The sequence below is a fragment of the Geodermatophilus sp. URMC 65 genome (assembly GCF_053502545.1).
In genome coordinates this window covers 2,400,615-2,419,292 of record NZ_CP199954.1, presented here as the reverse complement: position 1 = coordinate 2,419,292, position 18,678 = coordinate 2,400,615, and the positions used below count along the sequence as shown (strand labels likewise).

At 74.7% G+C, this 18,678-nt stretch carries 19 protein-coding genes; 9 read left to right on the top strand and 10 right to left on the bottom strand.

Going from position 1 to position 18,678, the window contains the following annotated elements; translation table 11 throughout:
• Nucleotides 1-21: 21 nt before the first annotated feature.
• A complete protein-coding gene (locus ACWIX7_RS11755; protein ID WP_448621712.1) occupies nucleotides 22-672 on the top strand; it encodes a haloacid dehalogenase in 651 nt (216 codons plus the stop codon).
• On the opposite strand, the gene ACWIX7_RS11750 is transcribed toward ACWIX7_RS11755, so the two are convergent.
• Nucleotides 669-1,886 (bottom strand): MBL fold metallo-hydrolase, encoded by a 1,218-nt coding sequence (locus ACWIX7_RS11750; RefSeq protein ID WP_448621711.1) that lies wholly within the window; start codon nucleotides 1,884-1,886, stop codon nucleotides 669-671. The two genes, ACWIX7_RS11755 and ACWIX7_RS11750, sit on opposite strands and share 4 nt — an antisense overlap.
• A 109-nt stretch (nucleotides 1,887-1,995) precedes the next feature.
• Here ACWIX7_RS11750 and ACWIX7_RS11745 point away from each other — a divergent pair, with 109 nt between their 5' ends.
• The gene (locus tag ACWIX7_RS11745) at nucleotides 1,996-2,148 is read left to right on the top strand and encodes a hypothetical protein (protein WP_175479676.1); all 153 of its coding nucleotides are present in this window, start codon (nucleotides 1,996-1,998) and stop codon (nucleotides 2,146-2,148) included.
• 58 nt (nucleotides 2,149-2,206) lie between these two features.
• On the opposite strand, the gene ACWIX7_RS11740 is transcribed toward ACWIX7_RS11745, so the two are convergent.
• Nucleotides 2,207-3,523, bottom strand: a complete 1,317-nt coding sequence (locus ACWIX7_RS11740) for a Rieske 2Fe-2S domain-containing protein (RefSeq protein ID WP_448621710.1) — start codon at nucleotides 3,521-3,523, stop codon at nucleotides 2,207-2,209.
• 196 nt (nucleotides 3,524-3,719) lie between these two features.
• On the opposite strand from ACWIX7_RS11740, the gene ACWIX7_RS11735 reads away from it, so the two are divergent.
• Both ACWIX7_RS11735 and ACWIX7_RS11730 read left to right on the top strand, forming a co-directional pair.
• Complete coding sequence (locus tag ACWIX7_RS11735) at nucleotides 3,720-4,121, top strand: DUF485 domain-containing protein (RefSeq protein ID WP_448621709.1); 402 nt, start codon at nucleotides 3,720-3,722, stop codon at nucleotides 4,119-4,121.
• Nucleotides 4,121-5,782 carry a solute symporter family protein gene (locus ACWIX7_RS11730; protein WP_448621708.1) on the top strand — a complete coding sequence of 554 codons (1,662 nt, stop codon included), beginning with the start codon at nucleotides 4,121-4,123 and terminating at the stop codon, nucleotides 5,780-5,782. The genes ACWIX7_RS11735 and ACWIX7_RS11730 overlap by 1 nt, the downstream gene beginning before the upstream one ends.
• 326 nt (nucleotides 5,783-6,108) lie before the next feature.
• On the opposite strand, the gene ACWIX7_RS11725 is transcribed toward ACWIX7_RS11730, so the two are convergent.
• From ACWIX7_RS11725 to ACWIX7_RS11715, 3 genes are all read right to left on the bottom strand, one after another.
• Nucleotides 6,109-6,330, bottom strand: a complete 222-nt coding sequence (locus tag ACWIX7_RS11725; RefSeq protein ID WP_012946466.1) for a hypothetical protein — start codon at nucleotides 6,328-6,330, stop codon at nucleotides 6,109-6,111.
• Between the two features lie 103 nt (nucleotides 6,331-6,433).
• Entirely contained in the window at nucleotides 6,434-7,294 is an 861-nt protein-coding gene (locus ACWIX7_RS11720) for a manganese catalase family protein (protein WP_091447791.1), read from the bottom strand.
• Nucleotides 7,295-7,437: 143 nt separating this feature from the next.
• On the bottom strand, nucleotides 7,438-8,172 hold the full coding sequence (locus ACWIX7_RS11715) for a sensor histidine kinase (RefSeq protein WP_448621707.1): 735 nt from the start codon (nucleotides 8,170-8,172) through the stop codon (nucleotides 7,438-7,440).
• A gap of 59 nt (nucleotides 8,173-8,231) precedes the next feature.
• On the opposite strand from ACWIX7_RS11715, the gene ACWIX7_RS11710 reads away from it, so the two are divergent.
• Nucleotides 8,232-8,921 carry a response regulator gene (locus ACWIX7_RS11710; RefSeq protein ID WP_448621706.1) on the top strand — a complete coding sequence of 230 codons (690 nt, stop codon included), beginning with the start codon at nucleotides 8,232-8,234 and terminating at the stop codon, nucleotides 8,919-8,921.
• An 89-nt stretch (nucleotides 8,922-9,010) separates the two neighbouring features.
• Here the strand turns inward: ACWIX7_RS11710 and ACWIX7_RS11705 are convergent, their stop codons facing one another.
• Together ACWIX7_RS11705 and ACWIX7_RS11700 are read right to left on the bottom strand one after the other, a co-directional pair.
• Nucleotides 9,011-10,561 carry a PH domain-containing protein gene (locus ACWIX7_RS11705; protein ID WP_448621705.1) on the bottom strand — a complete coding sequence of 517 codons (1,551 nt, stop codon included), beginning with the start codon at nucleotides 10,559-10,561 and terminating at the stop codon, nucleotides 9,011-9,013.
• Nucleotides 10,562-10,605: 44 nt separating this feature from the next.
• Nucleotides 10,606-11,115, bottom strand: coding sequence for a PH domain-containing protein (locus ACWIX7_RS11700; RefSeq protein ID WP_448621704.1), 510 nt, complete (start codon nucleotides 11,113-11,115; stop codon nucleotides 10,606-10,608).
• 156 nt (nucleotides 11,116-11,271) lie between these two features.
• On the opposite strand from ACWIX7_RS11700, the gene ACWIX7_RS11695 reads away from it, so the two are divergent.
• On the top strand, nucleotides 11,272-11,601 hold the full coding sequence (locus ACWIX7_RS11695; protein WP_448612440.1) for a rhodanese-like domain-containing protein: 330 nt from the start codon (nucleotides 11,272-11,274) through the stop codon (nucleotides 11,599-11,601).
• On the opposite strand, the gene ACWIX7_RS11690 is transcribed toward ACWIX7_RS11695, so the two are convergent.
• Nucleotides 11,516-12,571: a glycoside hydrolase family 6 protein gene (locus tag ACWIX7_RS11690; RefSeq protein WP_448621703.1), complete on the bottom strand. Its 1,056-nt coding sequence runs from the start codon at nucleotides 12,569-12,571 to the stop codon at nucleotides 11,516-11,518. The two genes, ACWIX7_RS11695 and ACWIX7_RS11690, sit on opposite strands and share 86 nt — an antisense overlap.
• On the opposite strand from ACWIX7_RS11690, the gene ACWIX7_RS11685 reads away from it, so the two are divergent.
• Entirely contained in the window at nucleotides 12,549-13,007 is a 459-nt protein-coding gene (locus ACWIX7_RS11685; protein WP_448621702.1) for a hypothetical protein, read from the top strand. The genes ACWIX7_RS11690 and ACWIX7_RS11685 overlap by 23 nt on opposite strands.
• Nucleotides 13,008-13,064: 57 nt before the next feature.
• Here the strand turns inward: ACWIX7_RS11685 and ACWIX7_RS11680 are convergent, their stop codons facing one another.
• Both ACWIX7_RS11680 and ACWIX7_RS11675 read right to left on the bottom strand, forming a co-directional pair.
• Nucleotides 13,065-14,681, bottom strand: a complete 1,617-nt coding sequence (locus ACWIX7_RS11680; protein WP_448621701.1) for a long-chain fatty acid--CoA ligase — start codon at nucleotides 14,679-14,681, stop codon at nucleotides 13,065-13,067.
• Between the two features lie 163 nt (nucleotides 14,682-14,844).
• Nucleotides 14,845-16,050: a cytochrome P450 gene (locus ACWIX7_RS11675; RefSeq protein ID WP_448621700.1), complete on the bottom strand. Its 1,206-nt coding sequence runs from the start codon at nucleotides 16,048-16,050 to the stop codon at nucleotides 14,845-14,847.
• Nucleotides 16,051-16,192: 142 nt separating this feature from the next.
• Between ACWIX7_RS11675 and ACWIX7_RS11670 the strand changes: the two genes are divergently transcribed.
• Together ACWIX7_RS11670 and chvE are read left to right on the top strand one after the other, a co-directional pair.
• Nucleotides 16,193-17,128 carry a DUF5926 family protein gene (locus ACWIX7_RS11670; protein ID WP_448621699.1) on the top strand — a complete coding sequence of 312 codons (936 nt, stop codon included), beginning with the start codon at nucleotides 16,193-16,195 and terminating at the stop codon, nucleotides 17,126-17,128.
• Between the two features lie 308 nt (nucleotides 17,129-17,436).
• Nucleotides 17,437-18,594: a multiple monosaccharide ABC transporter substrate-binding protein gene (gene chvE, locus ACWIX7_RS11665; protein WP_448621698.1), complete on the top strand. Its 1,158-nt coding sequence runs from the start codon at nucleotides 17,437-17,439 to the stop codon at nucleotides 18,592-18,594.
• The last annotated feature ends 84 nt before the right edge of the window (nucleotides 18,595-18,678 follow it).

Here is an 18,678-nt window from a genome sequence, read left to right as displayed (position 1 = left end):
TGGAGCCGGAGGACGCACGCCGTGGCACGGTCTCTGCTCGTCACCCTCGACCTGTTCAGCGCGCTCGTCGACTCGCGCACCGGTGGCTCGGCCGCGCTGGAGCGGATCACCGGTGGGCCGGGGGAGCGGCTGTACGACGTCTGGGACGCGGCCAACAAGGCCTCCCAGCGCGACCTCGCGACCTGGGTGCCCTTCGCCGAGCACTGCCGCCGCGCGCTGATCGCCGCCTACGCCGAGCTGGGGATCGCCCGCGACCCGGACGCCGACACCGCGCGGCTGCTCGACTCGGTCGGCGACTGGCCGCTGTGGCCGGACGTCGCGGAGGGGGTGCCGGCGCTCGCGGCCCGCGCGCGGGTCGGCGTCCTGTCCAACGTGGACGACGCTGTCTTCGCCCGCACGCGCGCCGCACCGCTGGTGGACGACGCCGACGTCCTCACCTCCGAGCGGCTGCGCGCCTACAAGCCGGCACCGGAGATCTACCTCCGGGCCCGGGAGCGCGCCGGTGGCCGGCTGCTGCACGTGGCGACGTCGGCGCGCGACGTCAGGGGCGCCCTGGCCGCCGGCATCGACGTGGTCCGGCTGCGTCGGCCCGGGCACCGGCTGGACCCCGAGGGCGCGACCCCGCAGGTCGAGGCCGCCGGCCTCCCCGAGGTCGCCCGGCTGCTGGGTTAGTCGGTTCCTCGGCGGGCGGTGAGCCAGGACGCCGCGCGGGCGACGACCGAGCTGCCGGCCCCGCCGTCCCCGGTCTCGGCCGGCTCGTCGACGACCGAGCCGACCTCCGACCACCAGTCGGTCAACGCCGGCGGGGCCAGCACGTCCACCCGCTGGCCCGGCCGCGGCACCGCCACCCGCACCTCCGAACGCTCCGCCGCGGCGCACAGCCGCTGCACGGGCTCGGCCCAGCGGTGGAACGCCAGGTTGAACGTCGCCCAGTGCACCGGCACCAGCAGCCCGCCACCGAGGTCGCCGTGCGCCCGGACGGCCTCCTCCGGCGTCATGTGGATGAGGGCCCAGGCGTCGTTGTAGGCGCCGATCGGCAGCAACGTCAGGTCGAAGGGGCCCAGCAGCGCACCGATCTGGGCGAACGCCGGGGTGTAGCCGGTGTCACCGCCGAAGAAGACCCGGTGCCGGGGCCCGGCGACCACCCAGGACGCCCACAGCGTCGTGTCCCGGGTGAGGAACCGGCCGGAGAAGTGCCGCGCCTCGGTGCAGGTGAGCGTCAGGCCGGCGACCTCCACCGCACCGTCCCAGTCCAGCTCGACGACGCGCTCCTCGGGCACGCCCCAGCCGCGCAGGTGCGCGCCCAGCCCCAGCGGGACGACGAACGGCGCGGTCTGGGTGCGCAGCAGCCCGCGCACCGTGGGCAGGTCGAGGTGGTCGTAGTGGTCGTGCGAGACGAGGACGGCGTCGACCTGCGGCAGCTCTTCCAGCGGCAGCGGCGCCGGGTGCAGCCGGGTCGGCCCGATGAGCGGGGACGGCGACACCCGCTCGCCCCACACCGGGTCGACCAGCAGCCGCCGGCCGTCGACCTCGAGCAGTGCGCTGGAGTGGCCGAACCAGGTCACCGCGAGGTCACCCGCCTCCGCGGGCAGCTCCGGGTGGGTCACCGGCACCGGGCGCGCCGGCAGGCCGGTGTCCCGCTCCTCGTGCATCTGCCGCAGCAGGCCGCGCTGTGCGTTGGCCGGCGGCCGCGCCGGGGTGCTCAGCCTGTTGTGGAAGCGGCCGTCGGCGAACTGCGGCGAGCCGGCGGCGTGGGCCTGGACCTCGCGCTGGCTGGCGCCCAGGGCGGTCGGCAGCCCCCAGGCGGCGCGGGCGACCCACGCGGCGGGTCCGGCGAGGGTGGCGGCGAGGGCCAGTGTGGTGCGGCGGGCGGCGGAGGACGGCACGACCGCCAGCATCCCAGCCGGGGAGGGGGAGGCGGCGTCCGCCGCGAGGGTGACACGCCCCGGCCGACGGCGGTTGCCCGGGCGGGTGCGGCGTCCGAGCATGGCTGCCGTGACCGACGACGCACGACCCGCCGAGCCGGACGAGGACGGCGGCGACCCGGCGTGCTGGCTGCGGCGGGTGTGCCCGGCGTGCGGGCGACTCGCCGACGTCGACCCGCCGGTCCGCTGCGCCGCCTGCGGGGAGCTCCTCCCAGCCGATTGACCGACCCCGTCCTCCCCACCCTCCGCGGGCTCGGGGCGGGACCCGGGACGGGCCAGCTTCACGCGGCCTCGTGGTCCGGTCGCGGAGCCGAGGCGACGAAGTCGCACAGCGCCCGGCGCAGCGCCACGCCCAGCCGGTCGGCGCGCACGTGCAGCTCGTCGCGCACCGCCAGCGGCAGTCCCTGGCCGGCCATGCGCGCGACGAGGGCGAGGTCCTCGCCGAGCACCCGCTCCCGGAAGGTCACCTCGCGCTCGACGTCGGCCGGGGCGGGCAGCGGGTGGCCCGGGCCGGACGACAGCAGCAGCCGGGTGTACACCCGCGTGGAGTCGGCGTCCTCCGGCTGCAGCAGGAACTGGACCACCGTGACTGCGCCGGAGTCGAGGGACTCCAGGCGCAGCAGCAGCTGGAACGGCGCCCGCAGGACGGAGGTCGCCCGCCGGCGCTGCCGCAGCGGCCGCTCGCCGGTGGCCACGCCAGGGTCGGTCACCGCGTCGAACCACTGCTCCTGCGCGCTGCGGAAACCGCCGGGCTCCGGCTCGACGTCGTACGCGGGCACCTCCGGGTGGTCGGCCGCGCCGGAGGTCGCCGCGTGCAGGAACGGGGCGTGGGAGACGTCGAGGAGGACGTCGGCCAGCACGCCCGCCGTCCCCGCCGAGCGCTGCGGCGGCAGCCAGCCGGTCACGAAGCGCCGGTCTGCGTCCTCGGGGAACTCCAGCGGCACGTCCCGGGGCTCGGTCAGGGCCAGCCACACCACGCCGAGCCGCTCGCGGACGCCGAACGCCGGCGGGTCCACCTCCAGCCGGTCGGTGCGGCGCAGCGTCCAGGTCCGCCCGAGCAGCCGGACCTGCAGCCAGCCGCCGGGGCGCAGCTCGCTGGACAGCGCCACCGGGTGCCACGCCGACTCCAGCGCCGGGTCGAGGTTGCCCAGCACCGGCCCGTCCGGCACCGGGAGTGCCGGGGCCGGCTCGGGTGCCGTGTCGGCGGTGGGGCGCGGCGGCGCGGGGACGGCGGTGCGCTCGGGGGCCAGCCAGACCCAGCCGTGCCGCTCCTCGACCGCCCAGGGCACGCGGAGGTCCGCCCGCGGGGGCGCGGTCCCGTCCGGGCCGAGGGAGGGGATGGAGAGGCAGCGACCCTCGCCGTCGTACTGCCACCCGTGGAACGGGCAGGTCAGCCGGCCGTCGACCACGGTGGCCGCGCTCAGCGGCACCAGCCGGTGCGGGCAGCGGGCCGGGAAGGCGCTGACCTCGGCACCCGGGCGCAGCCGGACCAGCACGTAGGCCCGGCCGCCCGCGCCCACCGGCAGCGGCTCCATCCCGACCTCGGCAGCGCGCGCCACCGGGTACCAGCCCGTCGTCGTCCCCGCGGAAGTGCCCATGGCCCATTGCAGCGCCGCTGCGTTCCGACTCCGTTACGGCCGTCGCACGTCTCGGCGTCGTCCGGCGGTCGGCAGGCCGCGGAACCTCGGTCGTACACAACGAATCGGTCTCCCACGGCACACGACCGGCCGTTATGTCTTTAGAGTGACCGCGATCACCCGGCCCGGGTGACGTGGCACGACAGGGAGACGCACCGTGACACCACCCGAAGAACGCAGGTTGCTCACACCGGAGGAGTACGCCCAGGCCCAGGCCTCGCCGGAGTTCGTGGAGCTGAAGCGGCGCTTCCGCCGCTTCGCGTTCCCCATGACCGTCGCCTTCCTGACCTGGTACCTGCTCTACGTCCTGCTCTCGACCTACGCGCCGGACTTCATGGCCACGCCGGTGTTCGGCAACATCAACCTCGGCATCCTGCTGGGCCTGGGCCAGTTCATCTCGACGTTCGTGATCACCCACGTCTACGTGGCGCACGCCAACAAGCGCACCGACCCGATCTCCGACGAGATGCGCGAGCGGCTGGAGCACCACGAGTACGCGCGCCCCGGTGGTGTCGGTGTCACCCGGGGCGCCGACGAGACCCGCGGAGGACGGCACTGATGCTCTTCCTCGCTGCCCCCGCCGCTCCGGCGACGACCACCGTCGGGAACCCGGCGGTCAACATCTCGATCTTCGGGGCCTTCGTCCTCGTCACGCTGGCCATCACCTTCAAGGCCAGCCGCAACAACAAGAGCGCGGCCGACTACTACGCCGCCGGCCGCAACATCAGCGGCACCCAGAACGGGCTGGCCATCGCGGGTGACTACCTGTCGGCCGCGTCGTTCCTCGGCATCGCCGGCGCCATCGCCATCTACGGCTACGACGGCTTCCTGTACTCCATCGGCTTCCTCGTCGCCTGGCTGGTCGCCCTCCTGCTCGTCGCCGAGCTCATGCGCAACACGGCGCGGTACACGATGGCCGATGTGTTGGCCTTCCGGATGCGCCAGCGGCCCGTCCGCACCGCGGCGGCGACCTCGACCCTCGTGGTCAGCCTCTTCTACCTGCTCGCCCAGATGGCCGGCGCCGGCGCGCTGGTCACCCTGCTGCTCGGCGTCACCGGGGAGCTGGCGCAGGCGGTCGTCGTGGTCCTCGTCGGTGCCCTGATGATGGTCTACGTGCTGGTCGGTGGCATGCGCGGCACGACCTACGTGCAGATCATCAAGGCGACACTGCTCATCGCCGGCGCCGGCGTCATGACGGTCTGGGTGCTGGGCAAGTACGGCTTCAACCTCTCCGCGCTGCTCGGCGGCGCGGTCGACACCTCGGCGACCCAGGCCACACCGCGCGACGTCCTGTCCCCGGGGGGCCAGTACGGCGCGACCAACATCTCGAGGCTGGACTTCATCTCGCTGGCGCTCGCGCTGGTGTTCGGGACGGCCGGCCTGCCGCACGTGCTGATGCGCTTCTACACCGTCCCCACTGCCAAGGACGCCCGCCGCTCGGTGGTCTGGGCCATCTGGCTGATCGGCATCTTCTACCTGTTCAGCCTGGTGATCGGCTACGGCGCCGGTGCGCTGGTCGGGGCCGACACCATCCTGGCGGCGCCGGGTGCGGTCAACGCGGCAGCGCCGCTGCTGGCCTTCGAGCTCGGCGGCACGATCCTGCTCGGCGTCATCGCCGGCGTCGCGTTCGCGACGATCCTCGCGGTGGTCGCCGGCCTGACGATCACCGCGTCGGCGTCCTTCGCGCACGACATCTACGCCTCGGTCATCAAGAAGGGTCAGGTGAACCCGAACGCCGAGGTCAAGGTGGCCCGGATCGCCGCGATCGTGATCGGCGCCGTCTCCATCGGTCTGGGGATCCTGGCGCTGCAGGCCGGGCTGAACATCGCCTTCCTGGTGGCCCTGGCGTTCGCCATCGCCGCCTCGGCGAACCTGCCGACGATCATCTACACCCTGTTCTGGCAGCGGTTCACCACGCAGGGCGCGCTCTGGTCGATCTACGGCGGGCTGATCACCTGCGTGACGCTCATCCTGTTCTCGCCGGTGGTGTCCGGGGCGCCCGTCAACCCGGCGACCGGCAAGAGCCCGTCGCTGATCCAGAACGTCGACTTCTCCTGGTTCCCGCTGAACAACCCCGGCCTCGTGTCGATCCCGCTGTCGTTCTTCCTCGGCTGGCTCGGCACGAAGCTGTCCAAGGAGCAGCCCAACGAGCTCAAGAACGCCGAGCTCGAGGTGCGGGCACTCACCGGGATCGGTGCGGAGAAGGCCGTCGCCCACTGAGGAAGGACCCCGTGCCCCCCACCGCTCGTTGAAGGACCCCGTCCTCCCCACCCCTCGCACGCGCGGGGCGGGGCCCGGGACGGGGCGGCGGGGCCCTGCACGGGGGCCGGTTCCAGCACCTCGCCAGGCGCGCGTCCCCGTTCGCGGGGGCGCGCGCCTCGCGCGTTCCGGGGGCACGGGGTTGCCCTTCGATGACCAGGTCACCTGATCGAACCGGTTCCTCCCTCATGACCGGTTGTGAGGGAGGAACCCCAGGGACCAGGTCACCTGATCATCGGGTGACGGGGACGGGCGTCGCCGACGACCGTGGGCAGGCGGGCGCCGGGTCAGGCGGCGGGTGCGGGCCCGGGTGCCAGGACGGTGTCGGCGGGCGCGACCGGAGCCGGGACGGCGACGTGGACGCGGCGGTGGCGGACGGCCCAGCGGGTGACCAGGCCGGTGAGGACGACGAGCCCGGCGACCAGGTGTTGGCCGGGCGCGGAGACCGCGACGGCGAGGGCCGCGGCGTAGACCACCGTCAGCAGGACGGCGGGGACGGACAGGTGCACGGGACTCTCCTCGGGTGAGGGCGGCCCGCCGGCCGGTGGCCGGGTCGTGGGGCTGACCCGGTCACCGGCGCGGCGACGGCGCGGGTGGGACGGGATCAGGACCTCACTTGAGCATGTCCTTGGCCTTCTGGAGCAGCGACTGCCCCGGCATCTGCGGGGTGGAGAACAGCCGCGGGTCGCCGGGCGGGAGGATCGGGGCGTCCGCCGTCGCCTCGATCGGGCGGGCGCGGAACTCCGAGCGGCCGTCCACCGACGGGCCCGACGCCCAGCGGCCGGCCGAGGCCTCGGGGCCGTCGGAGGCGTCGACGAAGGTGTAGCCGAGGTCGCCGACCTCCTCCTCCAGCGGGAAGGCCTCGGGCACCGGGATGCCCTCGATCCCGTCGGACTTGAGCTCCTCGGTCGCGGCCAGCCACTGCTGCTGGTGCATGTGGTCGCGGGTGATCAGGAACCGCAGCATGTCCTTGACCCCGGGGTCGTCGGTCATGTTGTAGAGCCGCGAGACCTGCAGCCGGCCCTGCATCTCGGCCGTGGCGTTGTACATGAAGTCGGCCATGAGGTTGCCGCTGGCGGTCACGTACGCGCCGGTCCACGGGTTGCCCATGGCGTCCATGTAGGACGCGCCCTGGCCGTTGGCGATCAGGTGCTGGGGGTTGTGCTGCCCGTAGCCGGCGGCGGCCTCCTTGGTCCGGTCCGCCGCGTCGGGCTTGAGCGGCGCGTGGTCGAGCAGCCGGTCGATCATCGTCACGATCATCTCGACGTGGGCCAGCTCCTCGGTGCCGATGGCCAGGAGCATGTCCTTGTACTTGCCGGGCAGCCGGCAGTTCCAGCCCTGCAGCAGGTACTGCGTGGCGACGGTCATCTCGCCCCACTGACCGCCGAGGATCTCCTGCATCTTGCGGGCGAAGTCCGGGTCGGGACCGTCGGGCTTGGCCTCGTACTGCAGGGCGTGGGTGTGCGTGAACACGGGGTCTCCCTTGCGTCGTCGCGACCACCGCCGATGCGGTGACACCAGGGATCTGCCCGCGCCCGGTGGCCCACCCGTGCCCATCCGTGGCCCCCGCGTGCCACGTTCGCCGTCGGCCCAAGGAGTGCAGCCGGAGGTATCTCTCAGCGGTCGGGGAGCTGCACGGTCAGCGTCAGGGACTCGCCGTCCTCGGCCCACACGATCCGGCCGCCGAGCTCGCCGGTCTGCCGCCGCACCGACCACAGCCCCAGGCCGGTGAGGTCCGGTGGCGGGGAGTCGGTGCGCAGGTGCCCGAGCAGCCGCTCCGGGCGGACGACGGTCTGCGTCAGCGCCAGGTCGACCCAGCCGGACCGACATCGGACGGCCAGCCGGACCGCGGCGCCGTCCCCGTGCCGGTGCGCGTTCTCCAGCAGGTTGGTGAGGATCCGCTGCACCCGGGCGTCGGCGACGGCGACGTCCTCCGCGCCGGGACCGAGCTGCACGGTCAGCTGGGCGTCGGGCAGCCCGGAGGCGGCCACCGACGCACGGACGACGTCCCCCAGCCGGCGCGTTCCCCGCCCCAGCGGCGCCACCCCGCCCGTGGCCGCCGCCGTCCGCAGCATGGAGGCCAGGTGTGCGGTCTGTGCGCGGGCCAGCTCCAGCACCTCCGCGGGGTCGGCCGCCGGTCCGGCCGGCCGCTCCAGCGCCCCCAGGAGCGCCTCCAGCGAGGCCAGCGGCGAGCGCATGTCGTGGCACAGCGCCCGCACCAGCGCCTCGCTGGGCTCCTGCGCCTCCCCGCTGCCCGGCCGCGCCGGCGCCCGGCGCCGCAGCAGGCGGCGCAGGGTCGGCAGCGCGCCGTGGGACTGGAGGGACGTCGAGGGGTTCGCGGCCAGGGTCATGGGCACCTCCGTGGTGCGTCCGGTCAGCCGCGCCGGCGCAGCTGTCGGTCTGGGGAGAGATGGAGCCGAGCGACGCCGGTGCTGAGCGCCGTCCGCAGGTCGACGTCGTGCTCGTCGACGACCACCCGTTGTTCAGCCGGGGCCTGGCCCTGCTGCTGCCGGGGGTGAGCGAGGGGCGGGTGCGCGTCGTGGCGACGACCGACGACGCCTCCGCGGCCGCGGCGATGGTGCGCCGGCACCACGCCGACGTCGCCGTCGTGGACCTGCACATGCCGCCGCCGGGCGGCACGCGGGCGATCGCGGCGATCCGCCGCGCGGACCCGACGGTGCGGATCGTGGCGCTGTCCGGTCAGGCCGAGGAGGACGCCGTCCTGGAGGCGCTGCGCGCCGGCGCGGCCGGCTACCTGCCCAAGACCGCCGACCCCGAGGCGCTGGTGCGCCCGCTGCTGGCCGTGCTCGACGGCTGGTCGGTGATCCCGGAGGACCTGCTGCGCCGGCTGCTCGCGGACTCCGCGCCCACCGGGGAGCAGGGCCTGGCCGATCGGCTGACCGCGGACGAGCGCCGGCTGTGGCGGCTGGTGGCCGACGGCGCGAGCACCGTGGAGATCGCCACGACCCTGCACGTGTCCGAGCGGACGGCGAAGCGGCTGGTGGCCGCGCTGCTGCGCACGCTGGGCGTCGCCACCCGCGTCGAGGCCGCGGCGCTGGCAGGGCGAGTGCACCTGGGCAGCAACGGCAGGCAGGGCTGAGATCCGCACCGGCGCAGGTCCGCATCCCATCGCCCCCCGGCTACCCACGACGGTGATCGACACGCGCGGTGCGGGCGGGTGCGGACGGCCTAGGGAGCCAGCGTCCCCGCCCACGTCCCCGACGACGCCGCTGCGGTGAAGGCGGGCACCTCCGCGGCGGCCATGTCCACCGCGGCGTAGCCCCCGCTGCCGGCGCCCACGCAGGCGACGACGGTGGCGAGCCCGGCCCGCCGCTGGAACACGCTCTGCCGGACCTGCCAGCCCACGACGGCACGGCGCTGCAGCACGGCCTGCTCGCGCACCAGCCAGCCGCTGCGGACGCTGAACGACCGCGGCCCGGCGCCGTGGCCGAGGGCGCGGTACCGGCCGATGCCCATCGGCACGCCCAGCGCGGTGAGGACGACGCCGACGACCGGCACCCACCACCACCCGAGGGCGGCCGCCGCCCAGACCCCCGCCGCGGTCACCAGCAGCCCGACGGCCAGGGCCCGCACCAGCCGGCGGCGCAGGGCGGCCGGCGGGTGGCCGGTCAGCGGGCCGGGGTCCTCGACCAGCCGGCCGAGCAGCCGCAGCGCCTCGGCGCGCGGACCGAGGGGCAGCAGCTGACCGCGCCGGTTGGCCTGGCCGAGGCCGGTGACCAGGGCGTTGACCCGGGCCGCGCGCACCCACCGCATGCCCAGGCCCTCGCTGAGCGTGCCGCCCCGGATGCGGTCGACCTCCAGCTCGGTGTGCCGCCGGGTGAGCAACCCGCGGACGGCGACCAGCGAGCCGCCGCGCCGCACCAGCCGGTAGCCCCAGTTGACGACGGCCGCCCCGACCACCGCGGCCACGGCGAGCAGCGGCACCGCGGCGACCAGCCCGGCGACGACCACGTGCGGGGAGGGCTCGGGACCCACGAGGTCCGGGACGACGGCGTCGGGGAGCTCCTGCACCAGCCGGAACAGCGTGCCGACGGCGGCCAGCGGGACCACGAGGTAGCTGCCGACCAGCGGCGCGTAGAGCAGCCAGCGGGGCCGGAAGCGGGAGAGCTCCTCCTCGACCGGCGCCTCGGGGGCCTGCGCGCCCTCCGGTGCCGGCACCCCGGCGGGACGGCGGGCCAGCAGCCGCGCGCGCAGCCGGTCGCCCTCGGCGCGGGGGACGCCGTCGACGACGAGCTCCTCCTCGTTCGTCCCGACCGAGCCGGCCGCGGCGTCGATGCGGACCCGCACCAGCCCGAGCAGCCGGTGCAGCGGCGGGGCCTCGACCTCCACGCCGCGGATCCGGTCGTTGGGCACGGTGCGCACCGAGCGGGCCAGCAGGCCGCGGGTCACCACCACCGCCGTCGGCCCGTCGGCGTAGCCGAACCGCCACCAGCTCAGCACGGCCGCGACCAGGGACAGGGCGGTGATGACCGCCGCCATGACCACGATGGTGAGCAGCCCGTCGTCCAGGCCGACCAGCGCGGCGACCGGGATCAGCACCGGCACCATCTGGCGGGCCTGCCGGAAGGTGGCGGTGTGCACCAGCACCACGCGGGGCGACGCCCGCAGTGGCCGCCCCCCGGGTGCGCCACCGCCGCCGACGCCCGCGGCGGGGTCGCTGACCGGTCCGGCTCCGCCCGGCGGCGCCGGGGAGACGGCGGGGCCGCTCGCGCTGCTCACCGGTTCGCTCCCGCCCGGCGGAGCCGGAGGGACGGCAGGGCCGCTCACGTCGCCTCGTCGCGGACCAGCTCGGCGCGCCGGGCGAGGTCGTCGGCGACCCGCTGGGCCACGTCGGCCTCCAGGTGCAGCACCCGGACCGTGCCCTGCGAGGACGCCGTCAGCACCGCCACCGTGGCCAGCCCGAACAGCTGCTGCAGCACGCCGCGGGTGACGTCGACGGTCTGGATGCGCGAGATGGGCACCAGCGTCCAGGTCCGGGTCAGCCAGCCGGTGAGGGTGTAGACCGCCTCGCCGGTGACCTCCCAGCGGTGCACGCGGAAGCGGACCCACGGCCGGATCCCGATCGTCACCGCGGCCTCCACCACCGCGAACGCCACGAGCGCCCAGCGCAGCGGTGCCGGCAGCGCGTCGTCCGGGACGAAGACCAGGACGGCCGTGACCACGACGGCCCAGACGAGCGCGCCGATCACGCCCTCGACGACCCACAGCCTGATCGCCGAGCGGGACAGCGACCAGGCGGGGTCGCGGACGGGCGCGGGAGCGTCGGCGGTCATCGTCCCCATCCTGTCAGCGACCCCGGCCGTGATCATGGGGTTCGTGCCGGTCCCCACGGCGAGTCCGCGCGTGTCGTCTGCAACGACCCCATGATCACCGCCGGTGGTGCAGGGCGCGGAGCCGCCTCCCGTGCCGGTGGCACGATGGGAGGGGTGATGCCGCAGCAGGTCCCGACCGTGCCCGCCAGCGAGGTGCCCGAGGACGCCGTCGTCCTCGACGTGCGCGAGGACGACGAGTGGGTGACCGGCCACATCGACGGCGCCACCCACATCCCGATGGGCGAGGTCCCGGCGCGGCTGGAGGAGCTGCCCGAGGCCGACCCGCTCTACGTCACCTGCCGCGGCGGCGGGCGCTCGGCCCGCGTGGCCGCCTGGCTCAACGCCAACGGCTACGACGCGGTCAACGTGGGCGGGGGCATGGGGGAGTGGGAGGCGGCCGGGCGGCCCATGGTGAGCGAGACCGGCCAGCAGCCCTTCGTGCGCTGACAGCCGCGGGAGCATCGCAGCGAGCTCTGCGAGCGAGGAGCGGACCGCGGCGCGGAAGCGCACCGAGGTGGTCGTGCGCTGACAGCCGCGGGAGCATCGCAGCGAGCTCTGCGAGCGAGGAGCGGACCGCGGCGCGGGGGCTATGCCCCGCGCACCAGCCCGATCGCGTAGGAGTCCCAGAAGGTCCCGGCCGCGGGCCGCCGTTGCAGGTGCCGTCGGACTCGCCGGGGCGCTTGACCCACAGGTAGGCGTCGACGCGGGGCTGCCCCGTCTGCGCCGTCGGTCGCTCGCCGAGGGCGCGGCCCGCGGGGTTGCACCAGTCGGTGCCGGGACCGTTGCCGTTGCGGCTGGTGTCGACGACGAAGTGCGCCCCACCCAGCAGCGCGGAGACCTGCTGGCCGTAGGCGACGTTGTCCGCGGTGGTCTCGAAGTTGGAGACGTTGAGCACGAAGCCGTCCGCGGCGGTCACCCCCACGGCGCGCAGCCGCTCGGCCATGGTCGGTGCGCCGACTGAGGTCGCGTTCCCGGCGTCGAGGTGGGTGCGGGTGCCGGGGTTGGCCTCGAGCAGGTCCACCGCCGAGCGCAGCACCGCCAGCCGCTCGGCCGGGTCGCCGCACAGCTGGGCGAGCGCGTCGGGTTCCACGACGACGACCACGTCGGCGTGGCCGATGCCGGCCGCGACCGCCTGCACCCACCGGAGGTACTCGGCCGACGAGCCGACCCCGCCAGCGGAGTACCCGCTGCAGTCGCGGTCGGGGACGTTGTAGGTCACGAGGACCGGCACGGCTCCGACGGCCTGCGCGGCGGCGACCTCCCGGCGGACCGTCGCGGTCACGTCGCCGCTCCACGCGCCCAGCCACAGCGACGTGGGCACGCCCGCCAGCTCGGCGAGCGCCGCGGCGTCCGCGGCGCTGCGGCCCGGCTGCGCCGCGGCCTGCGCCGCGCCGGTGTTCGGGCCGTGGAAGGTCATCCCGGCGAGCGGGTTGCCGGTGGCGGCCGGGACGGCGGTCGAGCCGGTCGCCGTGGCGGTCGTGGTGCCGGCCGTACCGGAGGTGGCGCTCGTCGCCGCGGTGGTGCTCGTGGGAGCAGAGGCGGTGGGAGTGGGGGTCGTCCCGCTCGGCGTCGCCGTGCTCGGGAGGGGAGCGGACGTCGTCGGCGTGGGGACCGGCGCCGACGTGGGCGCCGTCCGGGTCTTGCGGGCCTGCTCGATGGACGGCTGCGCCGCGGACGGCGCCTCGGGGGCCAGGAGCGAGGGCGCGAGCAGTCCGGCCCGGGGTGCCGGGGGTCGGGTCGGTCAGCCGATCCGGCGAGGGGCGATCCGGCGCGAACGCCATGCGCGCAACGTAGTGGAACGTTTCCGGATCCTCACGAACAGGGTTGACTCGGTGTGCCACATCCCCGCGTGACAGTGACGTGACGAGGGGGTCCGCCCACTCGCGCGGACGGACCCCCTCGGAGGACGCTCAGCCGCGCGCGGGGAACTCTGCGAAGCGGCTGCGCAGGTCCTTCTTGGAGAACTTCCCGACGCTGGTCTTGGGCACCTCGTCGATGAACTCGACGGCGTCGGGCATCCACCACTTGGCCACCTGCGGCCTGAGGTGGTCGAGGACCTCCTGCTCCGTCATCGTCTCGCCCTCCTTGACGACGACGCAGGCCAGCGGGCGCTCGTCCCACTTCGGGTGCGGGACGCCGACGACGGCGGCCTCCTTGACCTTGGGGTGGCTCATGATCGCGTTCTCGAGGTCGACCGAGCTGATCCACTCCCCGCCGGACTTGATCAGGTCCTTGGTGCGGTCGGCGATCCGGATCGAGCCGTAGGGGTCCATCGCGGCGACGTCACCGGTGCGCATCCAGCCGTCCTCGGTCGAGAGCACCACACCGGCGTCCGGGTTGTAGTAGTCCTGGGCGCACCACGGGCCGCGGACCTGCAGCTCCCCGGTCGCCTCGTCGTCCCACGGCTGCGGCTCGAGCGTCTCGGCGTCGACGATGCGGGCCTCGACACCGAGGAACGGGGTGCCGGCGCGGGCGCGCTGGGCCGCCTTCGTCTCGTCGTCGGCGTCGGCGTACCGGCGCGGCAGGACCCCGGACGAGGCGACCGGGTGGGTCTCGGTCATGCCCCAGGCCTGCAGGATCGGCAGGCCGACCTGCTCGCGGTAGGCCTCGCTCAACGCCCTGGGCACCGCCGAGCCGCCGCAGCCGATGTCGCGCAGCTTGTGCGGCCGGCCGGCCAGGTGCGGGAGCACGCCCTGCCATATCGTCGGGACGCCCGCGGTGAAGGTGACCCCCTCGTCCACGATCAGGTCGGCCAGCGCCTGGGGCTGCATCATCGAGCCGGGCATGACCAGCGAGGCGCCCGCGGCGGGCGCGGCCTGCGCGATGCCCCAGGCGTTGGCGTGGAACATCGGCACGACCGGCATCGCGACGTCCTGGATGCCCAGCCCGAAGGCGTTGGGCGCCATCACACCCATCGTGTGCAGCCACGTCGAGCGGTGCGAGTAGACGACGCCCTTGGGGTTGCCCGTGGTGCCGCTCGTGTAGCACATCGAGGCGGCGCTGTTCTCGTCCGTGACGTGGAAGTCGACCGGGGAGGCCTCGGCCAGCAGCGTCTCGTAGTCGGAGACGCGGGGGTCGTCGGGGATCTCGTTGTCGCCGCCGTCGTCCATGACCACGACGTGCCGGACGGTCTTCATCGTGTCGACCAGCGGCCACAGCAGCGGCAGGACCGTGCGGTCGACGAAGACGACCTCGTCCTCGGCGTGGTTGGCGATGTAGGTCAGCTGCTCGGGGAACAGCCGGATGTTGAGCGTGTGCAGCACGCGGCCGGTGCTCGGTGCGGCGAAGTACAGCTCCAGGTGGCGCTGGCTGTTCCAGCCGAAGGTGCCGACCCGGCCGTCGGCGCTGATGCCGAGGGTGTCGAGCACGCCGCCGAGCCGGCGGGTCCGGTCGGCCCACTCCGCGTAGGTGGTCCGGGTGATCCCGCCGGGGCCGGCGGTGGCGATCGTCCCGTCGCCGTAGTGCTGCTCGACGTGCCGGAAGATCGCGTCGATGGTGAGGGGGTAGTCCTGCATGAGGCCGCGCATGAGCGGAATCGTGCCAGTGAGCCCGCTCACGTTCCACACCGACTGCCCAGGTGAGCCGCCTGCGAGGCGGGCCGAGGAGTGGGGCCGGGGGCTCCTCCGAAGAGGGCCGGGACGGGCTCAGCGGCACCGGGGACGGCACGTGGCCGCGGTCGGAGGCCGAGGGTCAGCACAGCACGACGGGCAGCTCGGCGAGGCCGCGGATGACGAACTCCGGACGGCGCACCGGCTCCCCGCCGAGTTCCAGCCGGGAGGTGCGCTCCAGCAGGGCGCCGAAGGAGGCCTGCAGCTCCACGCGGGCCAGCGGGGCGCCGATGCAGAAGTGCACGCCGGCCCCGAAGGTGATGTGCGGGTTGTCGGTCCGGCCGACGTCGAACCGGTCCGGGTCGGGGAAGACCGCCGGGTCCCGGTTGGCCGCCCCGAGCAGCGCGGCGACCTTCTGCCCCTCGTGCACGGTCACCCCGCCCACCTGCACGTCGGTGGTGGCCGTCCGCTCGAACAGCTGCAGGGGCGAGTCGAACCGCATGAACTCCTCGACGGCGGTCGGCAGCAGGCCGGGGTCGTCGCGCAGCCGGGCCAGCTGGTCGGGGTGCTGGAGCAGCGCGAGCAAGCCGTTGCCGCTGACGTTGACCGTCGCCTCGTGCCCGGCGTTGAGCAGCAGGACGCAGGTGGTGACCAGCTCGTCCTCGGTGAGCCGGTCGCCGTCGGAGTCCCGCACACCGACCAGGTGCGAGAGCAGGTCCTCGCCGGGGGTGCGGCGGCGCTCGGCGGCCAGCGCGCGCAGGTACGTGACGAACTGGTCCGCCGCACGCTCGGCGGCGTCCTCGACGGCCGGCGTCCGGCCGTACTCGTACATCTTCACGATCGCGTTGGACCACGGCCGCAGCAGCGGCCGGTCGGCCTCCGGGACGCCGAGCAGCTCGGCGATGACGGCGACCGGCAGCTCCTCGGCCATCCCGGAGAGGACGTCGACCGGCTCGGTCCCGCCGGAGTGCTCGACGAGGCCGTCGACCAGATCGCCGGCCAGCCGCTGCACCCAGGGCCGCAGCCGCTCGACGTGCCCGCGGGCGAAGGCGGCGCTGACCAGGCCGCGCAGCCGGGTGTGGTCCGGCGGCTCCATCTCCAGCAGTGCGTTGCGGTGGACGAGGTTGAAGGAGCCGAAGCGCTCGGCCGGCTCCCGGTCGCGCCAGATGCGGCCCAGCCGGCGGTCCCGCAGGACGGCGTCGCTCTCGGCGTGGGTGAACGCCAGCCACAGCCCCAGGCCCTCGTGCCACTGCACCGGCGCCTGGGCCCGGGCGCGGGCGAAGGACGGGTAGGGGTCGGCGACGACGGCGGGGTCGGTGAGGTCGATCGGCGGAGCCGCGGGGATCACGCCGGAGCAGCGTAGAGTAAGGACCCCCGTCCCCCGCCCGCCTCGCAGGCTCGGCACGAGCCTCCGGACGGGGGCCACCCTCGCCCCCGCCACTCGCAGGCTCGCGGGGGGACCCTGCGAGCGGGCCGCTTAGGCTCGGGCCATGGCCCGCTCCGCGACCCGCAAGCGTCCCGCTGCCCCTGCCGCCGACAGCGGCGTCAACCCCAAGGCCCCCTGTCCGTGCGGCTCGGGCCGCCGGTACAAGCACTGCCACGGTTCGGGCTACGCCCCGCCGGTGACCCGGCCGTTCGAGGGGCTGCCCGGCGAGGAGCACTGGGTCGCGCTGCGCGAGCTGGTCCCGGCGGCGACCGCGCCGCTGCGGACGACGGACGGGCGCGACGTCACCCTCGCCAGCGTGCTGCCCGGCGGCGCCCCGGCGCTGGTCCGCGCCAACGGCGAGATCCTGCTCGGCGTCCAGCTCCAGGGCTCCTCCGACGACGTCAGCCGCGACCTCGGGACGGCGCTGGCCGCCGCGCTCGAGGCGCCGGCCGGCGCGCCGGTCGACCCGGGTCCGCTGGGCGGTGCGGGGTCGGCCGGCCCCCGCCTGCAGGAGCTGGTCGACACCACGGCGCCGTTCGACGTCACCGTCCACGAGGACTTCGGCTTCTGGCTGGAGGGCGTCGAGGCCGGCACCGCGGCCCGTGCCGGGTTGGAGCAGGCGAACGCGGCGATCCTGCCGACCGAGCTGCTCCCGGGCCTCGGTGCCGCCTACTGGGTGCGGCCGGGTGCCGAGCGGGCGCACCTGCGGTGGGTGCGGCCCGAGCCGGAGGAGCAGCTGCTCGACGCGCTGGCCCGGCTGCGCACCTCGGGCGAGATCCTGCTGGGCGAGGGCACCCGGTACGCCGGCGCCTTCCGCGCGCACGGGCTGCTCGTGCCGGTGTGGGACCTGCCCGCCGGCACCCCGGCCGCCGACTGGACCGACGCCGCCACGGCGTTCCAGGCGCGCCTGGAGGAGGCGCTGGCCGCGACCGGCCCGCTGACCGCCGGCGAGCGCCGGGCCCGCGCGGGCCTGCTCTCCCGTCAGATCACGCTCCGCTAGCCCACGCTGCGGCGATGCCCGCGGACGTCGCCGCAGCGGCCACCCGGCCCGGTGCGGGCTCGTCCGTCCACCGGGCCGCGGTGCTGTGCGCACCCCCCCGCGTGCCGACGCCGGGTAGCCGGGTTCTCACCATTCGCCGACGACCTCACCCGAACGGGCCGACTGCCGGGTCGGCGTTACGAGACCGTGACGCCGAGGTGGCGATCAGGGGTTGACGGCAGTGGGTTGTTAACGCTCACACTTGTGCCGCTCGCCACGGGCGGGCCTGCGCCGGGTCGAGCGCGCAGCAGTCTCGAGGAGGAGATCACGTGAGCAAGAGGCTCGGCTTCGCCGCCCTCAGCGCCGGCATGGCGCTGACCCTGGCGGCCTGTGGCGGCGAGGGCGCCGGCGGTAGTGGCGGCGCCGGTGGCGGAGGCGCCGAGGCAGAGGACCTGACCATCGGCGTCTCGATGCCGACCCAGACCTCCGAGCGCTGGATCGCCGACGGCAACAACGTCAAGGAGCAGCTGGAGGGCGAGGGCTACGCCGTCGACCTGCAGTACGCCAACGACGACATCCCCACGCAGTCGCAGCAGATCGACCAGATGATCACCGAGGGTGCCGACATCCTCGTCGTCGCGGCGATCGACGGCACCGCCCTCTCCGGCCAGCTGGAGAACGCAGCGGCCAACAACATCCCGGTCATCGCCTACGACCGCCTCATCCGCGACAGCGAGAACGTCGACTTCTACGTCACGTTCGACAACTTCCAGGTGGGTGTCGCCCAGGGCAACGCCCTGCTGCGGGGCCTCGGCCTGCAGAACGAGGACGGCTCGCCGGGTACCGCGACCGGTCCGTTCAACGTCGAGCTCTTCGCCGGCTCGCTGGACGACAACAACGCGTTCTTCTTCTGGGACGGCGCCATGTCGGTCCTGCAGCCGCTGATCGACGACGGCACTCTGGTCGTCAAGTCGGGCCAGACCAGCATCGAGCAGGCCGCCATCCTGCGTTGGCAGCAGGAGACCGCCCAGCGGCGGATGGAGGACCTGCTGACCTCCGCCTACAACGACGGCTCCCGGGTCGACGGGGTCCTCTCGCCGTACGACGGCCTCTCCCGCGGCATCATCACCGCGCTGCAGAACGCTGGCTACGGCCCGACGCTGGACGCCCAGCCGCAGCCGATGGCCGTCGTCACCGGTCAGGACGCCGAGATCGCCTCGGTCAAGCTGATCAACGACGGGGTCCAGAGCTCCACGATCTTCAAGGACACCCGTCTGCTGGCCGAGCAGGCCGTCGCCGCCGCCTCCGCCTTCGCCGAGGGCAACGAGCCGGAGGCCAACGACACCGAGACGTACGACAACGGCGTCAAGGTCGTCCCGTCCTACCTGCTCCCGGTCGAGACGGTCCTCGCGGACGACATCCAGTCCGTGCTGATCGACTCCGGCTACTGGACCCAGGAAGAGGTCGCCAGCGGCCAGTCGGACTGACCGCTCGCCCCTGAGCCCGACCGGGCCCGGCAGCGCCGCTGTCGGGCCCGGTCGGCACGACCCGGGCCCCGGCATCCCGCGGCC